Source organism: Polynucleobacter sp. MWH-UH25E (assembly GCF_018687095.1).
Classification (GTDB): domain Bacteria; phylum Pseudomonadota; class Gammaproteobacteria; order Burkholderiales; family Burkholderiaceae; genus Polynucleobacter.
In genome coordinates this window covers 179,618-199,794 of the sequence record NZ_CP061286.1, presented here as the reverse complement: position 1 = coordinate 199,794, position 20,177 = coordinate 179,618, and the positions used below count along the sequence as shown (strand labels likewise).

Here is a 20,177-nt window from a genome sequence, read left to right as displayed (position 1 = left end):
TACTCGCCCTGTAAGATATCGCATATTAAATATTTAACTTTTAGGAACTCATTATGGCTCAATGGCTCAGATTTCAGTATCAAGGCAAAAGTGGATTAGGACAAGTTCAGGGTGATCAAATTTCCGTCTACTCCGGAGATCTATTTAACAATCCACAAGCTACTGGCGAAACACTCAAATTAGCTGACGTCGCCATTGATATTCCTTGCACTCCTTCCAAAATGGTTGCGATGGTCGACAACTTTCATGCACTTGTTACCAAACTAGAGCATGCAGTACCTGCTGAGCCGCTGTATTTCTTAAAAGGAAATAATTCATTCCTGGCGGCAAATCAAGTCATTCGTACGCCAAAGTCTTACTCGGGAAAAGTAGTTTACGAAGGTGAATTGGGCATTGTGATCGGCAAACGCATTCATGAAGTAGATGAATCTGAGGCAGCAAAAGCCATTTTTGGTTACACCTGCATTAACGACGTCACTGCAATTGAAATTCTGAATCGTGATCCCGGCTATGCTCAATGGACACGCTCCAAGAGCTTTAATACCTTTGGTGTATTTGGCCCATACATCACCACGGATGTTGATCCGAGCAAGCTCACCATCAAAACGATTTTGAACGATCAAGAACGTCAAAACTATCCAGTGGCGGACATGATCTTCCCGCCAGCGAAATTGGTCAGCCTGATTTCCCAAGATGTTCCTCTTGAGGCTGGCGACATCATTGCTTGTGGCACCTCAGTAGGGGTTGGATCCATGAAGCCTGGCAGCAACGTCAGCATCATTATTGATGGCGTTGGTAGACTTGATAATCGCTTCGAATAAACGCTTATTCAGGAACCATAAAGCAAAAGCCCTTGCTGTTTAGCAAGGGCTTTTTGTTTGCCGTAAGAATAAATTACGTAGGTTGCTTCAAATTGGTTTTAGTAACCAGATACTGAAGGCAACGCCAAACTTCCTTTAGATGCCTGCACGTTTTCGTCTAAATATTTAGTTAGAGCAAAGACTGTATTCAAGCAAGGGGTTGGGGTCTGAGTAATGCGGCCTAACTCAATTACAGACCCCAAAAGCGCATCAATCTCTAAGCTACGACCAGCTTCTAGATCTTGCAACATTGACGTTTTATGCTTACCCACTTTCTCAGCACCAGCGATACGGCGCTCGATATCCACACGGAAAGTAACCCCCAATTTTTCAGCGATGGTTTGCGCTTCAGCCATCATGTTACGCGCCAACTCTTTAGTTAACGGATACTGACAAATGCCCTCAAGCGTTCCATGCGTCAACGAACTGATTGGGTTGAAAGTCATATTGCCCCAGAGCTTTAACCAAATCTCTGAGCGGATATCGTCCAGAATCGGGGACTTAAAACCTGCAGCACTCATCATCTCTGACATTTTTTGGATACGATCAGTTGTCTTGCCATCCAACTCGCCCAATGGGAAACGATTACCTTCAACGTGACGAATCACACCAGGAGCTTGTGTAAAGGTGGCTGGATAAACAACGCAACCAATGATGTTATTTGGATTAATTGCTTTCTTAGCAAGTCCACCAGCATCTACTGTCTCAACAGAATGATCTTGATACTCGCCACCTAACTTCTGGAAATACCACCAAGGAATTCCGTTTTGCATTGGGATCAAAATGGTTTCGGGCCCCATGATGGCCGCTAAGTCATCAATAATGGGTTCGACTTGGTGGGCTTTAACCGCCAAAATGACCACATCTGGAGTTTCTGCATCACGAATTTTTTCTACTGCTTTTACTTGAGCAACTAAAGGCTCAGGTTGATCATCCATGATCAGCGCCAAACCACGCTCTTTAATTGCCGCAAGAGTCGCGCCGCGCGCAACTACCGTGACATCATTGCCCGCTCGAGCCAACATGACAGCTAGGTAGCCGCCAATAGCGCCACCTCCACCAATCACACAAATTTTCATAGGAACTCCACAAGAATAAAAATTTTGAATTAGATCTATTTTAATGTGGATGTTTTGCGGTGCAACAAATTTTATTGCCTATTTTTTAGGCATATATTGCTTTAAACCGCTTTGAGCTCGTCCTTAGGGACTAGGCTGCCCAAAATCATCCCGGCGATACTTGCCAGCAGGCCAGCTAATTGAGGCGGCATGAGGGCGTTAGGAGCCAGAATTTCTGAACTAATCCATACAGTCAAACCACCAACCACTGCCAGCAACCCGCCCAAAGAATTTGCTCTGGGCCAATACACCCCAAATGCGAGCGGGACAAATGCGGCAACCAAGGTCACCTTATAAGCACTCTCCACCATTTTGAAAATAGACAGCTCGGAGTTGACAGCAAAAAATGTCACCACTACAGCAAAACACAAGACCGTGATTCGCATAATTTTCAGCAGTGCATGATCAGACAAATGCTTGAAAAAGCCTCGGACAATATTTTCAGCAAAAGTAACAGATGGCGCTAAAAGAGTTGCACTTGCACAACTTTTAATCGCAGAAAGTAAAGCGCCAAAGAACATCACCTGCGCAATGATTGGGACATGATTCAAAATCAACTTAGGCAGAATCATCTGAGGATCAGTAGTTAAATATTGCTTCACTAAATCCGGGCTAATCAAAGTTGCTGAATATGCCAAGTACATCGGCACAAACGCGAAAATGAAATAGAGCACGCCACCCAATATTGCAGCATTCACTGCAATATTGACGTTCTTGCTTGAAGTGATTCGCTGGAACACATCTTGCTGAGGAATGGAGCCGAGCATCATGGTGCAAAGCGCAGCAACAAATCCCAAGATGGACGCCAAATTCATATCAGGCCAAAAATTGCTGAATTGCCCAGCTGCGGCGGCATGCCCAATTACCACACTAATGCCACCTGTCTGCGCCGTCATCTCTCCGCCGATATACAGCATGCCAATCACAATAATGATCATTTGAATAAAGTCGGTAATTGCCACAGACCACATGCCACCGAACAAGGTATAGATCAAAACGCTAGCAGCGCCAATCATCATGCCGCCTGTTTGAGAAATGCTGCCCTCAGATACAACACTAAAGACCAAACCCAAGGCCTTAATCTGGGCGGCTACCCAACCCAAATAAGAAACGACGATGCAAAGCGTTACTAGAACTTCAACTGTGCGGCCATACTTTTCACGAAAAAAATCGCCGATCGTCAACATGCGTCTGTTGTACAAATGACGAGCAAAAAAGAGACCGACCAAAATTAAACATAAAGAGGATCCAAATGGATCGGAGACCACCCCACCCAGACCCTCTTTTAGGAAAGTAGCGGGAATACCTAAAACTGTCTCGGAACCAAACCAAGTAGCAAAAACAGTAGCCGTAACAATTGGCATGGGGAGACTATGTCCTGCCGCAGCAAAGTCAGCAGTATTTTTAACGCGTAGCGCAGCCCACAAGCCAATGCCGACTGATACTACCCAGTAAATGATGACGAACCAAATCAGCACGCCAGATTTCCCCTAAAAGAATTTGATCAAATTATATGGCTATGTCACTTTTGTCAGTAAGGAAATGAAAGTGCAATTTACTGCCGCTTTACGACCACTACGTCTGACATAATGAGCGGGTGCAATCGCCTACATCAAGCCTAACCGCAAGCCCTAACTTCAGCCAAGCCCAGGATCTGGCTTACCAAAAGACCATTTTGCGGTCGGTATCTAGAACCTTTGCACTAACCATCCCCCTTCTGCCCCCTGCAATCGAAAAGGTCGTAGGGAATACCTATTTGCTTTGTCGCATCATCGACACTATCGAAGACGCGGCCAATTTAAGCGTCAGCACGAAACAAGAGTTATCAAAGTTATTTTTAGATTGTGTTTTAGAGCGATTGCCAGCACAGGATTTTGTTGACTCCTGCCTCGTGGCACTGAGGGATTACAGCAATCTCGATGAGCTAGATCTCATTGCACATACGCCAACGGTCTTAAGAATTTTGCATACTTGCTCCAGAGAAGATCAAGCAGCAGTAAGTAGATGCGTATCGATCATGTCAGATGGCATGTCTTATTTTCATGGCAAGCAAACCCAAGCGGGGCTTCAAGATCTAAAAGAATTTGAAAAATATTGCTATGTTGTTGCCGGCGTTGTCGGGGAGCTCTTAACAACGGTATTCAGCAATCACTCAACTACATTCTCCAAAAGCTTTCAGGGCAAAGAGAATCTGGCAATCGCTTTTGGCCAAGCACTACAAATGACCAATATCCTAAAGGACTCTCCTGAAGACAAAGCGCGTGGAGTTTCTTGGAAGCCTATGGATATGAGCCAATCCGATCTTCTGCAGATTGCCTATGAAAAACTACAGGACTCTTTGCGGTACATTTTGCTAGTTCCAAAACAAGATAGTGGAATAAGACGTTTCTGCTTTCTGGCTTTTGGCTTAGCTGTGATGACACTCAGCAAAATTGCTCAGCGTACCGAATTTAACAATAAGAATGAAGTGAAACTATCTAGAAGAACAGTGATGACTTTTTATAGCTTCACTAGCATAGCCGTTCACAGCGATCTATTGATGAAAATCTTTTTTCACTGCTCCTCTAAAACTCTTAGAAAAATGACTAAGGCCTAGAGTACGCCCTCGTGCCTTAGTAGCCAAGTTTTAATTTGGCGATACAGCCCTGGTGAGTTTTCTTTCATGAAACCACCAATACCCTGAGCAGACACTACTCGATGGCAGGGAGTAATTAGAGGGAAAGGATTTGCGCCACAGGCTGTGCCAACTGCACGTGGCCCACTCTTAATTGCACCCGCAATCTCACCATACGTTTTTGCCTCCCCCATCGGAATCTTCCGAATACTTTGCCAGACTTTTTGTTGGTGAACGGTCCCTGATGGCTTCATGGGGAGATCGAATTGATAGTTCGGATCTTTAAAATACGCTTTACATTGCTTGGCCACTTCTTTAGCTAAGGCATTTTGGGGTGATGACAAAGCCTTGGTTGCAGGGAGATAGTCAATTTTTGACAACATCAGACTGCCATCTACTAATTCAGTCGCGATACCTAATCGACCAAACGGGGCTTCAATCACGCAATAGCTCGCGCTTTTGATAGTTGCAGAGTCTTTTGTACGAGGCATAAGAAAGATTCTCACACAATTTCAGCAAAAAGGATGATGACTTGCCATATTTGATCTATAGCTTGTGCAACCCCACTTTGCTATATTGAATCATCCTGCATTTATATAGGCACACAGATGGATAACTTTTTTGACGATTGGCCCCTCTATAGTCAGGCAGCCTTAGTCCTATTTTTACTTGCGCTTTCTGGCTTCTTCTCTATGGCCGAAACCAGCATGATTTCTTCGAATCGTCATCGCCTGCGGGCGATGGCTAATAGCGGAAATACAGGGGCAGCTTTAGCGGAGAAATTACTCAAACGCATTGACTCATTGCTATCAGTTTTGTTGATCTCCAACAATTTGATCAACACGATTCTTCCAATTCTGGTTACTGGGATTGCCTTACATTTATTTGGCGAGAGCGGGCTTGTTCTATCTATTGCTACCCTAGTAGTCGCTCTGCTCATTATTGTGTTCAGCGAAATCACCCCGAAAGTCATTGGCGCAGCCTTTCCAGAAAAGATCGCATCCAATGTTGGCTGGTTAATTCTGCCACTGACATTTCTTTTTGCACCACTACTCTGGCTAATTAATAACTTTGTATCTGGATTAATGAAGATCTCAGGTCTGCAATCATCCTCCGACAGCAGAGCCATGAGTAAAGAGGAATTGCGCAGTCTTGTTCTGGAATCCAACCGCTTTGTGTCAAATCATCATCGCAATATTTTGCTCAATTTATTTAATCTAGAGAACATTACTGTTGATGATGTCATGACACCTAGGTCAAAAATAGAAGTGCTAGACCTATCTAGACCCATTGACGAGGTAGTTCAGCAACTAGAGACTTGCTATCACAATAAATTACCAGTTTGCGACGGTGATTCAGAGCGCATCGTCGGAATTCTGTCGGTCAAAAAGGCTCTATCACTATTAGGCGATTCCGATTTAAAGCATGAAGATTTCCGCGCCTTGCTCAATGAGCCTTACTTTATTCCTACTGGTACGCCAGTATTGCAGCAGATGCAATTTTTCCAAGACAACCAACAACGCTTGAGTTTAGTAGTCAATGAATATGGTGAAGTTTTGGGTTTGGTGACATTCGAAGATATCGTTGAAGAATTAATTGGCGAATTCACAACCTCCTTTTCAGATCTCTCTACTGATCCGCGCTGGTTGCCAGATGGAACCTATCTTGCCAGTGGTGGCGCCTCATTACGCGATCTCAATCGCCTCTTGAACTTAGATCTCCCGCTAGATGGCCCACGCACCTTGAATGGCCTTATCCTCGAAAATCTAGAAGCCATCCCAGATCATGATGTCAGCATCAAAATTGGAGGCTTAGTAATGGAAATTGTTCAGTTTGACGATCAAGGCGTAAAAACGGTCAAACTTTACCGCCCTAAGATTGATCAAGATTTAGCTTGATCAGCAATCATGATGAATCCTTCATTATTCGTACTTGGCAAGAGATAGCAGAAAATGCACTTCACGCCAGGGCGAGTGATATTCACATTGAGGCTCGCCCTTTAAGCAGCCTTGTACGTATTCGTGTTGATGGATTGCTACAGACTCAATACGAGTATCCGATTGAATTTCATGAACGACTCATCACTCGGATCAAAATACTAGCGCGTTTAGATATTGCGGAGAAACGCGTTCCACAAGATGGGCGTCTGTGTATCGGCTTCAATTTTTCAAAGCCCGAAATTGATTGCCGCGTCTCTTTACTGCCAACACTTTATGGCGAGAAGGCAGTTATTCGCATACTACAAAGTCAAATTGAGGAGCTCGACCTTAAAAAGATCGGCTTACTGCCTGAGCAGCTGGATCTCTTGCAAACTTCAATTGCCCAGCCAAACGGTCTCATTCTGGTGACTGGCCCAACTGGTAGCGGCAAAACGCGCACTCTCTATAGCTGCCTTAACAAACTTAATCAAACTCACCGCAATCTATGTAGCATTGAAGATCCCATTGAAATTCGTCTGCCTGGAGTCAATCAAGTGGCCTACCATCCACGTGCTGGCCTAGAGTTTTCAACCATCATCAAAGCCCTATTGCGTCAAGATCCTGATGTCATCATGATTGGTGAAATCCGTGATGCTGCTACTGCAAACCTAGCCATTCAAGCGGCACAAACTGGTCATCTTGTTCTCAGCACCCTTCACACGCGTGATGCAAGAAGCGCCCTGCCTCGACTTCAAAGCCTAGGCATAGAAAGAGACCTGCTCGAATCTTGCTTGCTGTGCGTCAGCTCACAACGTCTTGTCAGAAGCTGTTGCATTTATTGCAGAAAACCAAAACCTCATAAAGAATCTAATCAAACTATTGAACTTTGTAACGCCTGTAATGGAATTGGATACCTAGGTCGCGTTGGCGTTCATGAGGTTTTAAATGTCAAGCAGGTCTTAAATCCTTCATTGGCATATATCAGCATGAGCGAAGCCGGGGTACGGCATATTCATACGGGATTCATTGACGAAGCATCTTTGAGTGCGGAAGTTTGCCCATGGCACTGAGTGCGCAATGTCAATTGGCATTCTCAGAGCAGTTATTGACACTTCTTAACGCCGGGCTACCCCTTCTCAATTCTGTACAACTTATCCAGTCTAGCGCGCCCAGAGGCTGGCAGCCATGGCTTGAGGACATTCAGAGTCAACTTAATAAGGGCAATAGCTTTTCTCAAAGCTTAGATACCCAAGGTGATTTATTTGCTATTGAGTTAATTAATCTCATTCGAGTCAGTGAGCGCACAGGCAATATACAACTCGCACTTGAAATCATCACCCAGCAACTAGACGCTCAAATTCAACTCAAGCAGAAGATTAGACAAGCGCTAACTTACCCAATCACAACATTGGGAACTTCTTTTTTATTATTGATTGTGATGATGGTATGGGTGATACCCGTATTCAAAGAAGTTTTTGACAATTTTCAAGCAGATCTGCCCCCTGCCACTAAAACACTTATTCTGATTTCTACTACCACTCAAAATTACTTTATTGAAATATTGATTGTTCTCATCGCCTGCATCATCGCGCTTCTCTTCAGCTGGAACAAGTACACCTATCTACAAAAGAAAGTTGACCAATGGGCGCTTCGTATCCCCTTGCTGGGAAAGTTACTGCGGGTTGCAGCCCTTCAATACTGGTGTCGTACATTGGGTCACTTGCTAGAATCAGGCCTACCCCTTCCAGATGCACTACGAGTTACAGCCCACTCCTCCAATCACTGGATTAGTCACGATCTTAGTGCCGAGGTATTCAAACACATTACGCGTGGTTGGCCGCTAGGGAAGGCCCTCCAGAAAGCTGACCCCAAATATCGGTTCTTTGATTTTGAAACCCTTCAACTTCTGCATATTTCTAGTGAGAGTGGCTTTCTGGCAAAGATGCTTAATAAACGCGCCAATACCCTCAGCGACCAACTCAGTAAGCAACTCAATAATCTCGGGCAAACCTTAGAGCCCTTGCTAATCATTTTGATTGGAATCATTATTGGCGGTCTTGTGATAATTTTGTATCTACCAATATTTCAGTTGGGGCAAATTGTTTGATGGATGCATTTACTTTCTTAGTAATACTAAAAATTGCGCTCATCACCGCACTTATTTTTCTGGCATACATTGATTTAAATTCTTTTCAATTGCCTAATGCCATCACCATTCCGCTGATTGCAATTGGATTAATCTTCAATGCGGTTGGCGCACTGCTATACACGGGGTTTGCAAGCCCCCTAAATAGCCTTCTCGGTGCAATTACTGGCTACACTCTGTTGTGGACCCTTGACCAAACGTACTTTCTGATCAAGAAACAGCATGGGATTGGCTTGGGGGATGCCAAGCTCTTGTCAGCCCTCGGGGCATGGCTTGGGGTAGGCGCCATACCAAACATTCTTCTAATTGCTTCTATCAGCGGCGCTCTTGGAGGAGTCCTGTGGCTGCGTTATCAAAAGCAAACTATTCATTCTGCGTTTCCATTTGGACCTTTTCTTGCGTTTGCTGGCATTATTGAGTTGTTATGGCCACAGCATCTTCAAGCCCTCGTTCTGAACAGTCTGACTTAAAAGGACTTAAGGGAGTCATTCCCCTTATTGGCCTCACAGGAGGAATTGGCTCCGGAAAAACTGCTGTCAGCGATCAATTAGGGAAATTAGGCGCTGGGATTATTGACACCGATGTCATTGCCCATCAAATTACCGCAGCAAATGGCTCAGCAATTAATCCTATCCGCGAGCATTTTGGCCCAGACTACATTGATGCCAATGGCGCCTTAGACCGGAGTAAGATGCGCACCCTGGTTTTTAATAAGCCAGAAGCCAAGAAGGTATTGGAAGCAATCACTCACCCGCTCATACGCCAAGAAACTATTCAACAAGCCTTCCAGCAAGCAAAAAACGGGGTGCCTTACCTCGTTTTTGTCGTTCCACTCCTTCTGGAGTCTGGCACTTGGCTGGATTTGATTGACCGATTGGTAGTGGTTGATTGCCCTGTAGAGACCCAAATTAGCAGGGTAATGCAGCGCAACAATTTACCCAGAGCCGAGGTTGAAAAAATTCTCCGATCCCAAGCCTCTCGAGAGGACCGCCTGGCTCACGCCGATTTTGTTATTGAAAATCAAGGTGGCCTCGATCAGCTGATTGAGGAAGTGAATCAGCTAAACCAAAAAATCCTCCAAATTCAGAAGGGGTAACGCAGTTCGTCATAGAATATGGGCTTGTGATCGTCTACGAATACCCTTTCAATGAATTAGTTCGAAGCATGCTTCGACTGGAGTATTTGTTCGCCCGCTTTAATCATTTCATTCGGTCGGATGACCCTGAATTGCATCACAATGCTATTGCCATTTTGTTTGATCTTGGCGATATCGGTGCACGCGGCGATATTAAATCTTTGCTCTTAAAAGAATTTGAGCGTCAGAAATATGCTCTAAATGGTTTGAAGTCATCACAAAAGGTTGATCAAGAAGCGCTGACACAAACCTTAAATGAAATTGATACTGTCGCATCCAAAATTAATCAATCAGCCGGCAGACCTAATTTAATGATTTCTGAGAGTGAATGGCTTAATGGCATACGCACTCGTCTAAATATTCCTGGCGGAACAAGTCCGATTGATTTGCCAAGTTATCACGCTTGGAAAAATAGTCCATCGACCGAGCGACGCAAATTATTAGAGAGTTACATTGCGCCCCTGTTGCCATGGCAAGATGCTTGTCAGTTATTTTTGCGTTTACTGCGTCAATCAGGTGAAGCAAAAGATGTTGTTGCTCACAGCGGATCTTTTCAGCAAGCACCTTCTGGAAAAGTCTACCAACTCATGCGAATTGCTGTTGAAGATGACACACTCTTCTCAGAAATTAGCGCCAATAAATATCTGCTTTCGATCCGCTTTATGCAGTCCGATCGAGACAAAAAAGCGCAACCCGCGAATAAAGACGTTCCTTTTAAACTGACACTCTGTCAGTTCTAGGTCAATAAGGCCTTTAGCCTTTCTAGCATTGGCCAAGCGGCCGGCAACAAGGGCTCGACACTTGGCTTTTCAGCACCCAAAATCTCCCAAGATAAAGCCTGCCCCTCGCAGCCCTTCGGGGCACCACTCCAACTTCGAATAATGCTGACGTGCAAACGGACATACGCATGCGGGTAATCATGCTCAAGAACAGTTAATTCTTCACTAGATTGGATATCAATTCCCAACTCTTCATGAAGTTCTCGCTTTAAGGCCTGAAAAACGGATTCCCCTTTTTCAATTTTTCCTCCTGGAACTTCCCAGTAGCCGGCATATGGCTTACCTTCTGGTCGTTGACCTAAAAGATAGCAACCAGATTCATCAATTAAGATGCCAGCCGCTACTTCAGTGATAGGTCGATCAGTGATTGTCACAAGAATCGCTTTTATGCGTGAGAGCCGGCCCAATGTTTTGCAAACTGCCAAGCTACACGGCCCGAACGTGAACCGCGCTCTAAAGCCCACACAAGCGCTTCAGATCTAGCTGCTTCTATTTGCGAAGTACTTAGGCCAAAATGTGCCAACCAATGTGCAACGATTGCAAGATATTCGTCTTGCTTTGGTGGATAGAAAGAAAGCCACAAACCAAATCGCTCTGAAAGAGAAATTTTTTCTTCTACGACTTCACCTGGATGAATTTCACCATCATCACTATGCACATAGCCTTCGTTATCTTTCATATACTCAGGCAATAAATGACGGCGATTTGAAGTGGCATAGATCAGAATATTGTCGACTTGGGCTGAAACTGAGCCATCCAAGGCTGATTTCATGGCTTTGTAGCCCGACTCGCCATCTTCAAACGACAAATCATCACAGAAAATAATGAAACGTTCAGGGCGGTCTGCCAGAAGCTCGGTTATATCAGCGAGATCAGCTAAATGTTCTTTCTCTACCTCCACTAAACGCAATCCCTGGCTCGCAAATTCATGCAGACTAGCCTTGATAAGGGAAGACTTTCCTGTGCCCCTTGCACCAGTTAGCAAAATATTATTTGCTGGCTTTTTTTGTATGAAATTTTTGGTGTTATCTCGAATCGCATCACGTTGACGATCGATATTTTGAAGATCTTCAAATGTAATATCCGCAACATGTTTTACAGGCTGCAAAAATCCAATGCTGCCAAAAATACTATCTCGACGACGCCATCTAAAGGCGGTAGACGATTTCCACTGCTCTTCGGTTAATGGCTTAGGTAAAAAAGTCTCTAGATGGTCTAAAAGACGGTCTAATTTTTCATTCATGGGATTGATCTTGCTTATGAGCGATAGTCTGCGTTAATTGACACATAGTCATGCGATAAATCACATGTCCATATCGTTTGAGATGCAGTTCCCCGACCCAAATCGATCTTGACCGTGATTTCAGAGGCTTGCATTACTCGCTGGCCATCTGTCTCTTGATAGTCCGGATTACGTCCGCCATTTTTAGCCACCCAAACGTCACCAAGCCACATTTGGACACGGTTTACATCTAAGTCCTGAACACCGGCATATCCGATCGCAGCTAATATCCGCCCTAAATTTGGATCACTAGCAAAGAAAGCTATTTTGACCAAAGGTGAATGAGCTACTGCTTTAGCAACCAATCTACATTCTTCTGGGGTTTTGCCGCCCAGCACTTCAATCGTCATAAATTTTGTTGCGCCTTCACCATCGCGCACAATCATTTGAGCTAATTTTCTAGCGAGAGCAACCAGAGCTTCGCGCACTACTGCATAACTGGGATCGCTTGTCGACTGAATACTTACCGTCGATTGACCCGTTGCCATGATGATGAAAGAATCATTGGTGGATGTGTCGCCGTCAATAGTGATGGCATTAAATGAAAGATCTGCAACCTCGCGTGTAAGCTCAGCTAGTAATCCTGGAGCAAAACCTGCGTCAGTTGCAATAAAACCCAACATCGTAGCCATATTTGGATGGATCATGCCGGCACCTTTACAAATACCTGTCAGCACTACTGGACCGGCTGGTGTTTGCACTGTGACAGAGCTCGCTTTTGGCTGAGTGTCGGTAGTCATAATGGCTTCAGCAGCATCAAACCAGTGATCCTCACCAAGATTTGCAACCGCCTTAGGAAGCGCGCTAATAATTTTCTGAATTGGCAATGGCTCTAAGATCACGCCCGTTGAAAATGGCAAGATCTGTTCGGGGTTGAGCTTTAATTCTTTAGCTAGGGCCTGACAAGTTTCTAGGGCATGCTTCATACCCTGCTCACCAGTGCCAGCATTAGCATTGCCAGTATTTACAACCAAAGCCCTTATTTCACCTTTGGCACCATCCTGCGCCAAATGCTCACGACAAACCTGAACCGGAGCAGCGCAGAAACGATTTAGGGTAAATACGCCAGCCACCTGCGATCCAGGTGTAAGTGTCATCACTAGCAAATCTTTGCGATTAGTCTTTTTAATGCCGGCTTCTGCAATGCCCATAGCAAAGCCTTTAACGGGCTTCAGATCAGCTTTTTGAGGGAGGGGTAAATTAACGGTCATAGTCCGATAATTGTAGATGAGGCTTAAAAACAAAGCGCGCCGTATTTGGCGCGCTTTATCTAAATCAACCTCAGAATACTGGGATCAAGCCTTGACTGGCAATCCCCGAATACGCTTACCTGTGGCTGCCGCAATCGCATTCACCAGGGCAGGAGCAACTAATGGAACCCCGACTTCACCCAATCCCCCTGGTTTTTCTTGACTAGGGATTAAATGCACTTCAATTGTCGGCACCTGATTTTGGCGAAGACTTGGATAGTTGTTGAAATTTGTCTGCTGAACTCGACCATTTTCAATCGTAATCGCATTACCCAAAGCTGCACCTAAGCCATAAATTACACCGCCCATCAGCTGAGCTCTTGCTTGATCTGGGTGAACTACAATTCCGCAATCAGACACAAAAGTAATCTTCTTCACTTTGGTATCGCTAGACGCAGTATCTAATTCAACAACACATGCTGAATAAGTGTCGTAACACTCCATCTGGGCCACACCAAATCGTTTACTACCGGCGGTATAGCCAGACTTCTTCACAGCAGTCTCAAGAACCGCTTTTGCGCGCGGATGCTTATTTAAAGAGGCCATACGAAATGCAACAGGGTCTTTACCTGCGGCATTTGCAGCCTCATCAACAAAACTCTCGATAGCAAAAGCATTCAATGCGTTACTCACTGAGCGCCAGTAGCCAACTCGCACACCAGTATCGGTAATGACGTTGGTGATTTCCATATTCGGAATGTCATAGGTCACATTATTTGAACCCTCAACCATGAAGGGATCAAAGCCATCCTTCACAAATCCTGGAAATGCCCGTGCAGTCACGGACTGCGAAACCATCTTCGCCTTCATCTGCTCTAGCTGTCCATTAGCACCAATCACTCCATCTACTCGATGAATGCTCATTGGGCGATAGAAGTCATGCGTAATATCGTCTTCTTTTGTCCAAAGCATCTTGACTGGCATACCTGCTGCCTTTGAAATCTCGGCGGCCTGACGAATAAAGTCGAGTTCTAGCTTGCGACCGAATCCACCGCCCAAGAAAGTGGTTTCAATGGTCACATCTTCTGGTTTAACACCCGCGGCTGCCGCAGCAACTGCTTGCCCACCTTGTTGAAACTGAATAGGGCCAATAATTCTGCACTTTCCATTAGAAACATCTGCAGAACAGTTAACCGGCTCCATAGTGGAGTGAGCCAAATACGGCAAGAAATACTGTGCACTAACTGCTTTACCGCCTGAGGTGGACTTATTGACATCACCAACCGTCTTAATCACCGCACCCTTTTGGGATAGTCCAGCCTCAAGAGACTTGCGAACAGTTGCATTGCTTAAGCTTGCATTTGGACCTTCATCCCAATTAATCTTCAGGGCATCCCTACCCTTGCGGGCGGCATAAAAGTCTTTTGCTAAAACAGCCACACCATCAGAGATTTGAACAACCTTAATAACACCAGTCACCTTGAGTGCGCCAGATGCATCATAAGATTTTGGAGTACCTCCAATCACAGGGCATTGCGCCAAAGAAGCGATCGCCATACCTGGAATCTTGACGTCGATACCGTAAACCGCTTTGCCAGCAACTTTTGCTGGCGTATCCAAGCGACGCATGGTCTCTTTTCCAATCACCATGAAATTGGCTGGGGATTTCAGGGCAGGCTTTTCTGGGAGGGGCAATTTAGCAGCATCAGCAGCCAATTCACCATAGGTGGCTGACTTACCGCTTGCGTGCATCACCTTGCCGTTCAAAGCTTTACAGTCAGCTGCAGCAACATTCCAGCGTTGCGCTGCTGCTTGAACCAAAACAGATCGCGTTGCCGCACCAGCTGTCCTCAATTTATCAAATGCTTCACGAACTGAAGTAGAGCCACCAGTAATTTGGCCGCCTAACATGGCATTGATATAGACCGGAGCTACACCCGCAATTTCTACCTTGACCATCGAGAGCTGAAGATTTAATTCTTCCGCAAGTAAAGCGGGCAATGATGTGTAGACATCCTGCCCCATTTCTGATCGAGCACAAATCAGAGTAATTTGATTGCTTGGTGTTATTTGAATCCAGGCATTTGCCAAAGCAGGCGTAGCGCTGGTAGTTGCAGCCTCACTGGCAACAGGTAGATGCATTCCAATTACGAATGCTCCAGTAACCGCAGCACTTTGCTGAAGAAATTGACGACGGCTTACATTTTTTAATGAATGATTTTTCATATATTTATCCCTTAAGCCAATTTATCAGCAGCGCGTTTGACTGCCTTCTCAATACGGGAATAAGTTCCGCAGCGACAAATATTACCGGCCATAGCATTTTTAATATCATCACTATTGGGCTTTTTATTCTTGGCTAATAAATCTGCCGCAGACATCATCTGGCCGGTTTGGCAATAACCACATTGCGGCACATCAAATTCTGTCCAAGCATCCGCAAGTGCTTTACCTACTTTTGGAGATAGCCCCTCTAAAGTGGTTACCTTTTTTCCAGAAGCTACTGAAACTGGTGTAGAACATGAACGAATTGCTGCACCATCTAAATGAACGGTACAAGCACCACAAAGCCCAGCACCACAACCATACTTAGGACTGTTGACCTCCAAGTGATCGCGCAAGACCCAAAGAATGGGAGTTTCTGGATCTCCATCAAAATTTACTGCTTTGCCATTGAGAGTAAAGGTTACAGCCATAGCGCCCCCTAGTAATGAATATGTAATAAGCTAAAAATTAATTTAGAACTTATAAATCATGACAGATATCACTGATGATCGTCGCATGAAATGACTAGGGATTTCACCAAGAAAAAAGGCTCAGAAATCTGAGCCTTTGAGTAGATAAGCAACATATCCTATTAAGTCAATGCGCCGCAACAATTCTTATATTTTTTACCGCTGCCACAAGTGCATGGATCATTGCGTCCAATCTTTGGACCATTGCGAACTGGTGCCGGCTGGATATCAATCAAAGCACCACGATCACCAGTTGAGCCCGCCACTTCCATATCAGCATCGGCATGCTGATATTGCAGATCTTTTAACTTAGCCAAATCCTCATTCATGGACTCAGATGCTTGATCCAATTCGCTTGCACTGCGAATTTGCACAGTCATGATGCTTTTTACGACGTCGTTCTTGATGACATTTAAGAGTTCGCCATATAGTTCGAATGCCTCACGACGATATTCCTGTTTCGGATCCTTCTGGGCATAGCCTCGCAAATGAATACCTTGGCGCAAATGATCTAAAGCAGCTAAATGCTCGCGCCAATGGGTATCAAGACTATAGAGAAGAACAGAACGCTCAAAACCAGCAAAGGACTCGCGACCAGCTAGATCCACTTTTGCGTCATAAGCATCCTTGGCTACTTGCAATACTCGCTCGACGATTTCAGAATCATCAACGCTTTCCGCACCGTCAACCCAGTTCTGTAGATCGACTGTTAAACCCCATTCGCTTGCTAGAACATTTTCAAGGCCTGGTAAATCCCACTGCTCTTCCATTGACTCCGCAGGGACATAGTAAGAACAAACGGAACGGAGAACGTCTTCACGCAAATTAGCAATGAGCTCACCAACATCGGCACTCTCGAGCACTTCATTTCTAAGGCGATAAGTTTCTTTACGCTGGTCATTGGCTACGTCGTCATACTCCAACAACTGCTTACGTATATCAAAGTTACGGCCTTCAACCTTGCGTTGAGCAGACTCAATGGAGCGAGTCACCATGCCCGCTTCAATTGGTTCACCATCAGGCATCTTTAAGCGCTCCATCACAGCGCGTAAACGATCCCCTGCAAAGATACGAAGCAATGGATCGTCTAGTGAGAGATAGAAACGCGATGAGCCTGGATCGCCTTGACGTCCTGAACGACCTCTAAGCTGATTATCAATACGGCGACTCTCATGGCGCTCAGTACCAATAATATGCAAGCCGCCAGCAGCTAAAACTTGATCATGAATGCTTTGCCACTCATCTTGCAATTGCTTGATCTTGGCGGCTTTTTCAGCGTCAGATAAGGAAGCATCGGCCTCAATCAGGGCGGATTGCTTGGCAACATTACCACCCAATACGATATCGGTACCACGACCAGCCATATTGGTTGCAATCGTGATCATCTTTGGACGACCTGCTTGCGCAATGATCTCTGCCTCACGAGCATGCTGCTTCGCATTTAATACCTGGTGCGGCAGCTTACGCTTATCTAATAAGCCAGCAATTAGTTCTGAGTTCTCGATTGAGGTAGTACCAACCAATACTGGCTGACCACGCTGATAACAATCTTCAATGTCCTTAATAACAGCGTCATAGCGCTCGCGCGAAGATTTGTAAATTTGGTCTTGGCGATCTTTGCGCTGACTAATACGATTCGGAGGAATAACGACTGTCTCAAGGTTATAAATTTCTTTGAATTCATAAGCTTCAGTATCGGCTGTACCAGTCATACCAGCCAACTTGCCATACATCCGGAAATAATTTTGGAAAGTAATTGTCGCTAGAGTCTGATTCTCATTCTGAATCGGTACGCCTTCTTTAGCCTCTACCGCCTGATGCAAACCATCTGACCAACGACGACCTTGCATGAGTCGACCAGTAAACTCGTCAACAATAATGACTTCGTTATTTTGTACAACATAGTGTTGATCGCGGTTATACAAAGTATGTGCGCGCAAAGCTGCATAAACGTGATGCATCAAAGTAATATTTTGAGGTGCATACAAAGAATCGCCATCATTTAAGGCGCCGATCTGCACCAACACCTGCTCAGCTTTATCGTGACCCTGCTCAGTCAAATAAACCTGCTGAGACTTCTCATCTACCCAATAATCACCTGGCTTCTCAACGCCAGTGCCATCAGCTTTTTCTTCGCCAATCTGACGCTCTAAATATGCAGGCAGTTTATTAATCTTGATATAGAGATCGGTGTGATCATCCGCCTGACCAGAAATAATCAATGGTGTGCGCGCCTCATCAATCAAGATCGAGTCAACTTCATCCACAATTGCGTATGCCAAGCCACGCTGAACGCGCTGGTCTAGATCCTGCACCATGTTATCGCGCAAATAATCAAAACCAAATTCATTATTGGTGCCATATGTGATATCGGCCGCATATGCTTCTTGCTTGGTTTTGTGATCCATCTGCGATAGATTCACGCCAACTTTCATACCCAAGAAGTTATACAAAGTCGACATCCACTCAGCATCACGTTGCGCTAAGTAATCATTCACAGTAACAACGTGCACACCCTTACCGGTAAGTGCATTTAAGTAAACGGGAAGAGTCGCAGTTAATGTTTTTCCTTCGCCTGTTCCCATCTCGGCAATCTTGCCTTGGTGAAGCGCAAGACCACCCATGAGCTGAGCATCAAAGTGACGCATCTTCATCACACGTACACTAGCCTCACGCACAACAGCGAAAGCTTCTGGCGCAATGTCATCCAAAGATTCGCCAGCAGCCAAACGAGATTTGAATTCATCTGTTTTGGCCGCGAGTGCGATATCGTCCAAAGCCTTAAGGCTAGGCTCAAAAGCGGCTACTTTGGCAACGACTTTGCGATACTGTTTTAATAGGCGGTCGTTACGACTGCCGACCAGGGTTTTAAGAAGACCGATTACCATGGGATATTGAAGAAAATGAAGACCTTGAGTTTATCATCCGAACCCCATTTTTTATGAACTTTGCTCGCAAACCTTCCCGTAAGCAGACGGCCCACGAATGGGTGGATTATCTCCGCGAATCCAATGGTTTAGGCGGGATTTTGGCTAAAACTGAAGGTCTTGTGAAGCTCAAACTCACCCTTGAGCAAGCATTGGCAAAGTTGGATCTCGAGCACCTCAGGTCAAAAATTGAGTCCGGGTGGAGCTCAAGCAAAGAGAATACGCTATTTTTACTGGTAAATAACGCTAGCATTGCGAATCGCTTGCAGCAGAATTTACCTAGCCTAATCAATGAGTTACAGAAATTAGGCGTTCAATGTACAGTCATTCAAGTCAAAATAAAACCTGCGCCCGCAAGATGGGAGATGAAGCCGCAAGAAAGCGCCCAAGATCGCAGTCCAGCACGGGGCTTTAACGAGATAGCTAAAAAATCCTGGGAAGATCTATTGCAAAAACTTGCCCCCGATTCAGAACTACGAAAAACGGTAGAAAGACTACTTCGGCACAAACCGAAGTAGAGAAAGCCCTTCAGAAAAAGAGGGGCTGATTTTCTTGAGAATAGGCGGCAGGCGCCTTATTTTCTGCAAAAGTACTAATTTCGTAAGAACTTGGATCTTCCAAGAGCTTGCGTAACAGTGCGTTATTTAATGCATGCCCTGACTTTTCGGCAACGTAAGCGCCCACAATCGGGTGCCCAACCAAGTACAAATCACCAATAGCATCCAGAATTTTATGGCGCACGAACTCATCTTCGTAACGAAGCTCTTCATTATTCAAAATACGATGCTCATCAAGCACGATCGCATTATCTAAACTCCCGCCGCGAGCCAAACCCATTTCCCTGAGCGCTTCCACTTCGTGCGCAAATCCAAACGTACGAGCGCGACCAATCTCACTACGATAGGCATGCTCTGCGAAGTCCACTACAAATCGCTGACCAGTTTTATCTACTGCAGGATGTTTGAAATCGATCGTGAAATCTAACTTAAAACCAAAGAAAGGCTCAAGGCGCGCAAGCTTATCGCCCTCACGAACTTCAACTGGTTTCTTAATCACAACAAACTGACGTGGAGCGTCCTGCTCAACAATTCCAGCTGATTCAATCAAGAACAAGAAAGAGGCAGCACTGCCATCCATGATGGGAACCTCTTCGCCATCAAGCTCAATAAACAAATTATCCAAACCCAAACCTGCGCAAGCCGAAAGCAAGTGCTCAACTGTAGATACGCGAACACCATCTTTTTGAATAACGGATGCTAAACGCGTATCGCAGACAGCCAAAGCTGTCGCAGGTACAAGAGATTGTTGTTCAGTATCAACCCGAACAAATTGAACCCCTGAATTCACTGGTGCAGGCTTAATGACAATTGTCACCTTACGACCAGAGTGCAAACCAATTCCCACGGTTTTCACCGGAGAGGCTATGGTTCTTTGCTTCATCATGATCGTTTTTCTAAATTCAGGGGGTATTG

The 20,177-nt window shown here is 45.1% G+C and carries 19 protein-coding genes; 9 read left to right on the top strand and 10 right to left on the bottom strand.

Features of this window, described 5'->3' with window-relative positions; genetic code table 11:
- Nucleotides 1-53: 53 nt before the first annotated feature.
- Entirely contained in the window at nt 54-821 is a 768-nt protein-coding gene (locus tag ICV39_RS01080; protein ID WP_215390078.1) for a fumarylacetoacetate hydrolase family protein, read from the top strand.
- Nucleotides 822-919: 98 nt separating this feature from the next.
- Here ICV39_RS01080 and ICV39_RS01075 read toward each other — a convergent pair whose 3' ends face one another.
- Both ICV39_RS01075 and ICV39_RS01070 read right to left on the bottom strand, forming a co-directional pair.
- Nucleotides 920-1,939, bottom strand: coding sequence for a 2-dehydropantoate 2-reductase (locus ICV39_RS01075; RefSeq protein WP_215390077.1), 1,020 nt, complete (start codon nt 1,937-1,939; stop codon nt 920-922).
- A 101-nt stretch (nt 1,940-2,040) separates the two neighbouring features.
- Nucleotides 2,041-3,456: a sodium:solute symporter family protein gene (locus ICV39_RS01070; protein ID WP_215390076.1), complete on the bottom strand. Its 1,416-nt coding sequence runs from the start codon at nt 3,454-3,456 to the stop codon at nt 2,041-2,043.
- Between the two features lie 119 nt (nt 3,457-3,575).
- Here ICV39_RS01070 and ICV39_RS01065 point away from each other — a divergent pair, with 119 nt between their 5' ends.
- A complete protein-coding gene (locus ICV39_RS01065; protein ID WP_215390075.1) occupies nt 3,576-4,574 on the top strand; it encodes a squalene/phytoene synthase family protein in 999 nt (332 codons plus the stop codon).
- Here the strand turns inward: ICV39_RS01065 and ICV39_RS01060 are convergent.
- A complete protein-coding gene (locus tag ICV39_RS01060; protein ID WP_215390074.1) occupies nt 4,571-5,083 on the bottom strand; it encodes a methylated-DNA--[protein]-cysteine S-methyltransferase in 513 nt (170 codons plus the stop codon). The genes ICV39_RS01065 and ICV39_RS01060 overlap by 4 nt on opposite strands.
- A gap of 117 nt (nt 5,084-5,200) precedes the next feature.
- On the opposite strand from ICV39_RS01060, the gene ICV39_RS01055 reads away from it, so the two are divergent.
- The 6 genes from ICV39_RS01055 to zapD are packed head-to-tail and all read left to right on the top strand — an operon-like array spanning nt 5,201 to nt 10,532.
- The gene (locus tag ICV39_RS01055; protein ID WP_215390073.1) at nt 5,201-6,490 is read left to right on the top strand and encodes an HlyC/CorC family transporter; all 1,290 of its coding nucleotides are present in this window, start codon (nt 5,201-5,203) and stop codon (nt 6,488-6,490) included.
- The gene (locus tag ICV39_RS01050; protein WP_215390072.1) at nt 6,487-7,581 is read left to right on the top strand and encodes a GspE/PulE family protein; all 1,095 of its coding nucleotides are present in this window, start codon (nt 6,487-6,489) and stop codon (nt 7,579-7,581) included. Before ICV39_RS01055 ends, ICV39_RS01050 begins: the two co-directional genes overlap by 4 nt.
- Nucleotides 7,572-8,618, top strand: a complete 1,047-nt coding sequence (locus ICV39_RS01045) for a type II secretion system F family protein (protein ID WP_215390071.1) — start codon at nt 7,572-7,574, stop codon at nt 8,616-8,618. Before ICV39_RS01050 ends, ICV39_RS01045 begins: the two co-directional genes overlap by 10 nt.
- Nucleotides 8,618-9,127 carry an A24 family peptidase gene (locus tag ICV39_RS01040; RefSeq protein ID WP_215390070.1) on the top strand — a complete coding sequence of 170 codons (510 nt, stop codon included), beginning with the start codon at nt 8,618-8,620 and terminating at the stop codon, nt 9,125-9,127. The genes ICV39_RS01045 and ICV39_RS01040 overlap by 1 nt, the downstream gene beginning before the upstream one ends.
- Nucleotides 9,082-9,753 (top strand): dephospho-CoA kinase, encoded by a 672-nt coding sequence (gene coaE / locus ICV39_RS01035; protein ID WP_371816541.1) that lies wholly within the window; start codon nt 9,082-9,084, stop codon nt 9,751-9,753. The genes ICV39_RS01040 and coaE overlap by 46 nt, the downstream gene beginning before the upstream one ends.
- Before the next feature lie 26 nt (nt 9,754-9,779).
- Nucleotides 9,780-10,532, top strand: a complete 753-nt coding sequence (gene zapD, locus ICV39_RS01030) for a cell division protein ZapD (RefSeq protein WP_215390069.1) — start codon at nt 9,780-9,782, stop codon at nt 10,530-10,532.
- Here the strand turns inward: zapD and ICV39_RS01025 are convergent.
- From ICV39_RS01025 to secA, 6 genes are all read right to left on the bottom strand, one after another.
- Nucleotides 10,529-10,945 carry an NUDIX domain-containing protein gene (locus ICV39_RS01025; protein ID WP_215390068.1) on the bottom strand — a complete coding sequence of 139 codons (417 nt, stop codon included), beginning with the start codon at nt 10,943-10,945 and terminating at the stop codon, nt 10,529-10,531. The two genes, zapD and ICV39_RS01025, sit on opposite strands and share 4 nt — an antisense overlap.
- 11 nt (nt 10,946-10,956) lie before the next feature.
- The gene (locus tag ICV39_RS01020) at nt 10,957-11,814 is read right to left on the bottom strand and encodes an ATP-binding protein (protein ID WP_215390067.1); all 858 of its coding nucleotides are present in this window, start codon (nt 11,812-11,814) and stop codon (nt 10,957-10,959) included.
- A 14-nt stretch (nt 11,815-11,828) separates the two neighbouring features.
- Entirely contained in the window at nt 11,829-13,064 is a 1,236-nt protein-coding gene (gene argJ, locus ICV39_RS01015) for a bifunctional glutamate N-acetyltransferase/amino-acid acetyltransferase ArgJ (protein ID WP_215390066.1), read from the bottom strand.
- Nucleotides 13,065-13,148: 84 nt separating this feature from the next.
- Complete coding sequence (locus ICV39_RS01010; protein WP_215390065.1) at nt 13,149-15,269, bottom strand: xanthine dehydrogenase family protein molybdopterin-binding subunit; 2,121 nt, start codon at nt 15,267-15,269, stop codon at nt 13,149-13,151.
- Between the two features lie 11 nt (nt 15,270-15,280).
- Complete coding sequence (locus ICV39_RS01005; protein ID WP_215390064.1) at nt 15,281-15,739, bottom strand: (2Fe-2S)-binding protein; 459 nt, start codon at nt 15,737-15,739, stop codon at nt 15,281-15,283.
- Between the two features lie 161 nt (nt 15,740-15,900).
- The gene (gene secA / locus ICV39_RS01000; RefSeq protein WP_215390063.1) at nt 15,901-18,666 is read right to left on the bottom strand and encodes a preprotein translocase subunit SecA; all 2,766 of its coding nucleotides are present in this window, start codon (nt 18,664-18,666) and stop codon (nt 15,901-15,903) included.
- A gap of 53 nt (nt 18,667-18,719) precedes the next feature.
- Between secA and ICV39_RS00995 the strand changes: the two genes are divergently transcribed.
- On the top strand, nt 18,720-19,223 hold the full coding sequence (locus ICV39_RS00995) for a hypothetical protein (protein WP_215390062.1): 504 nt from the start codon (nt 18,720-18,722) through the stop codon (nt 19,221-19,223).
- A gap of 10 nt (nt 19,224-19,233) precedes the next feature.
- Here the strand turns inward: ICV39_RS00995 and lpxC are convergent, their stop codons facing one another.
- A complete protein-coding gene (gene lpxC, locus ICV39_RS00990) occupies nt 19,234-20,148 on the bottom strand; it encodes a UDP-3-O-acyl-N-acetylglucosamine deacetylase (RefSeq protein ID WP_215390061.1) in 915 nt (304 codons plus the stop codon).
- Nucleotides 20,149-20,177 lie beyond the last annotated feature (29 nt).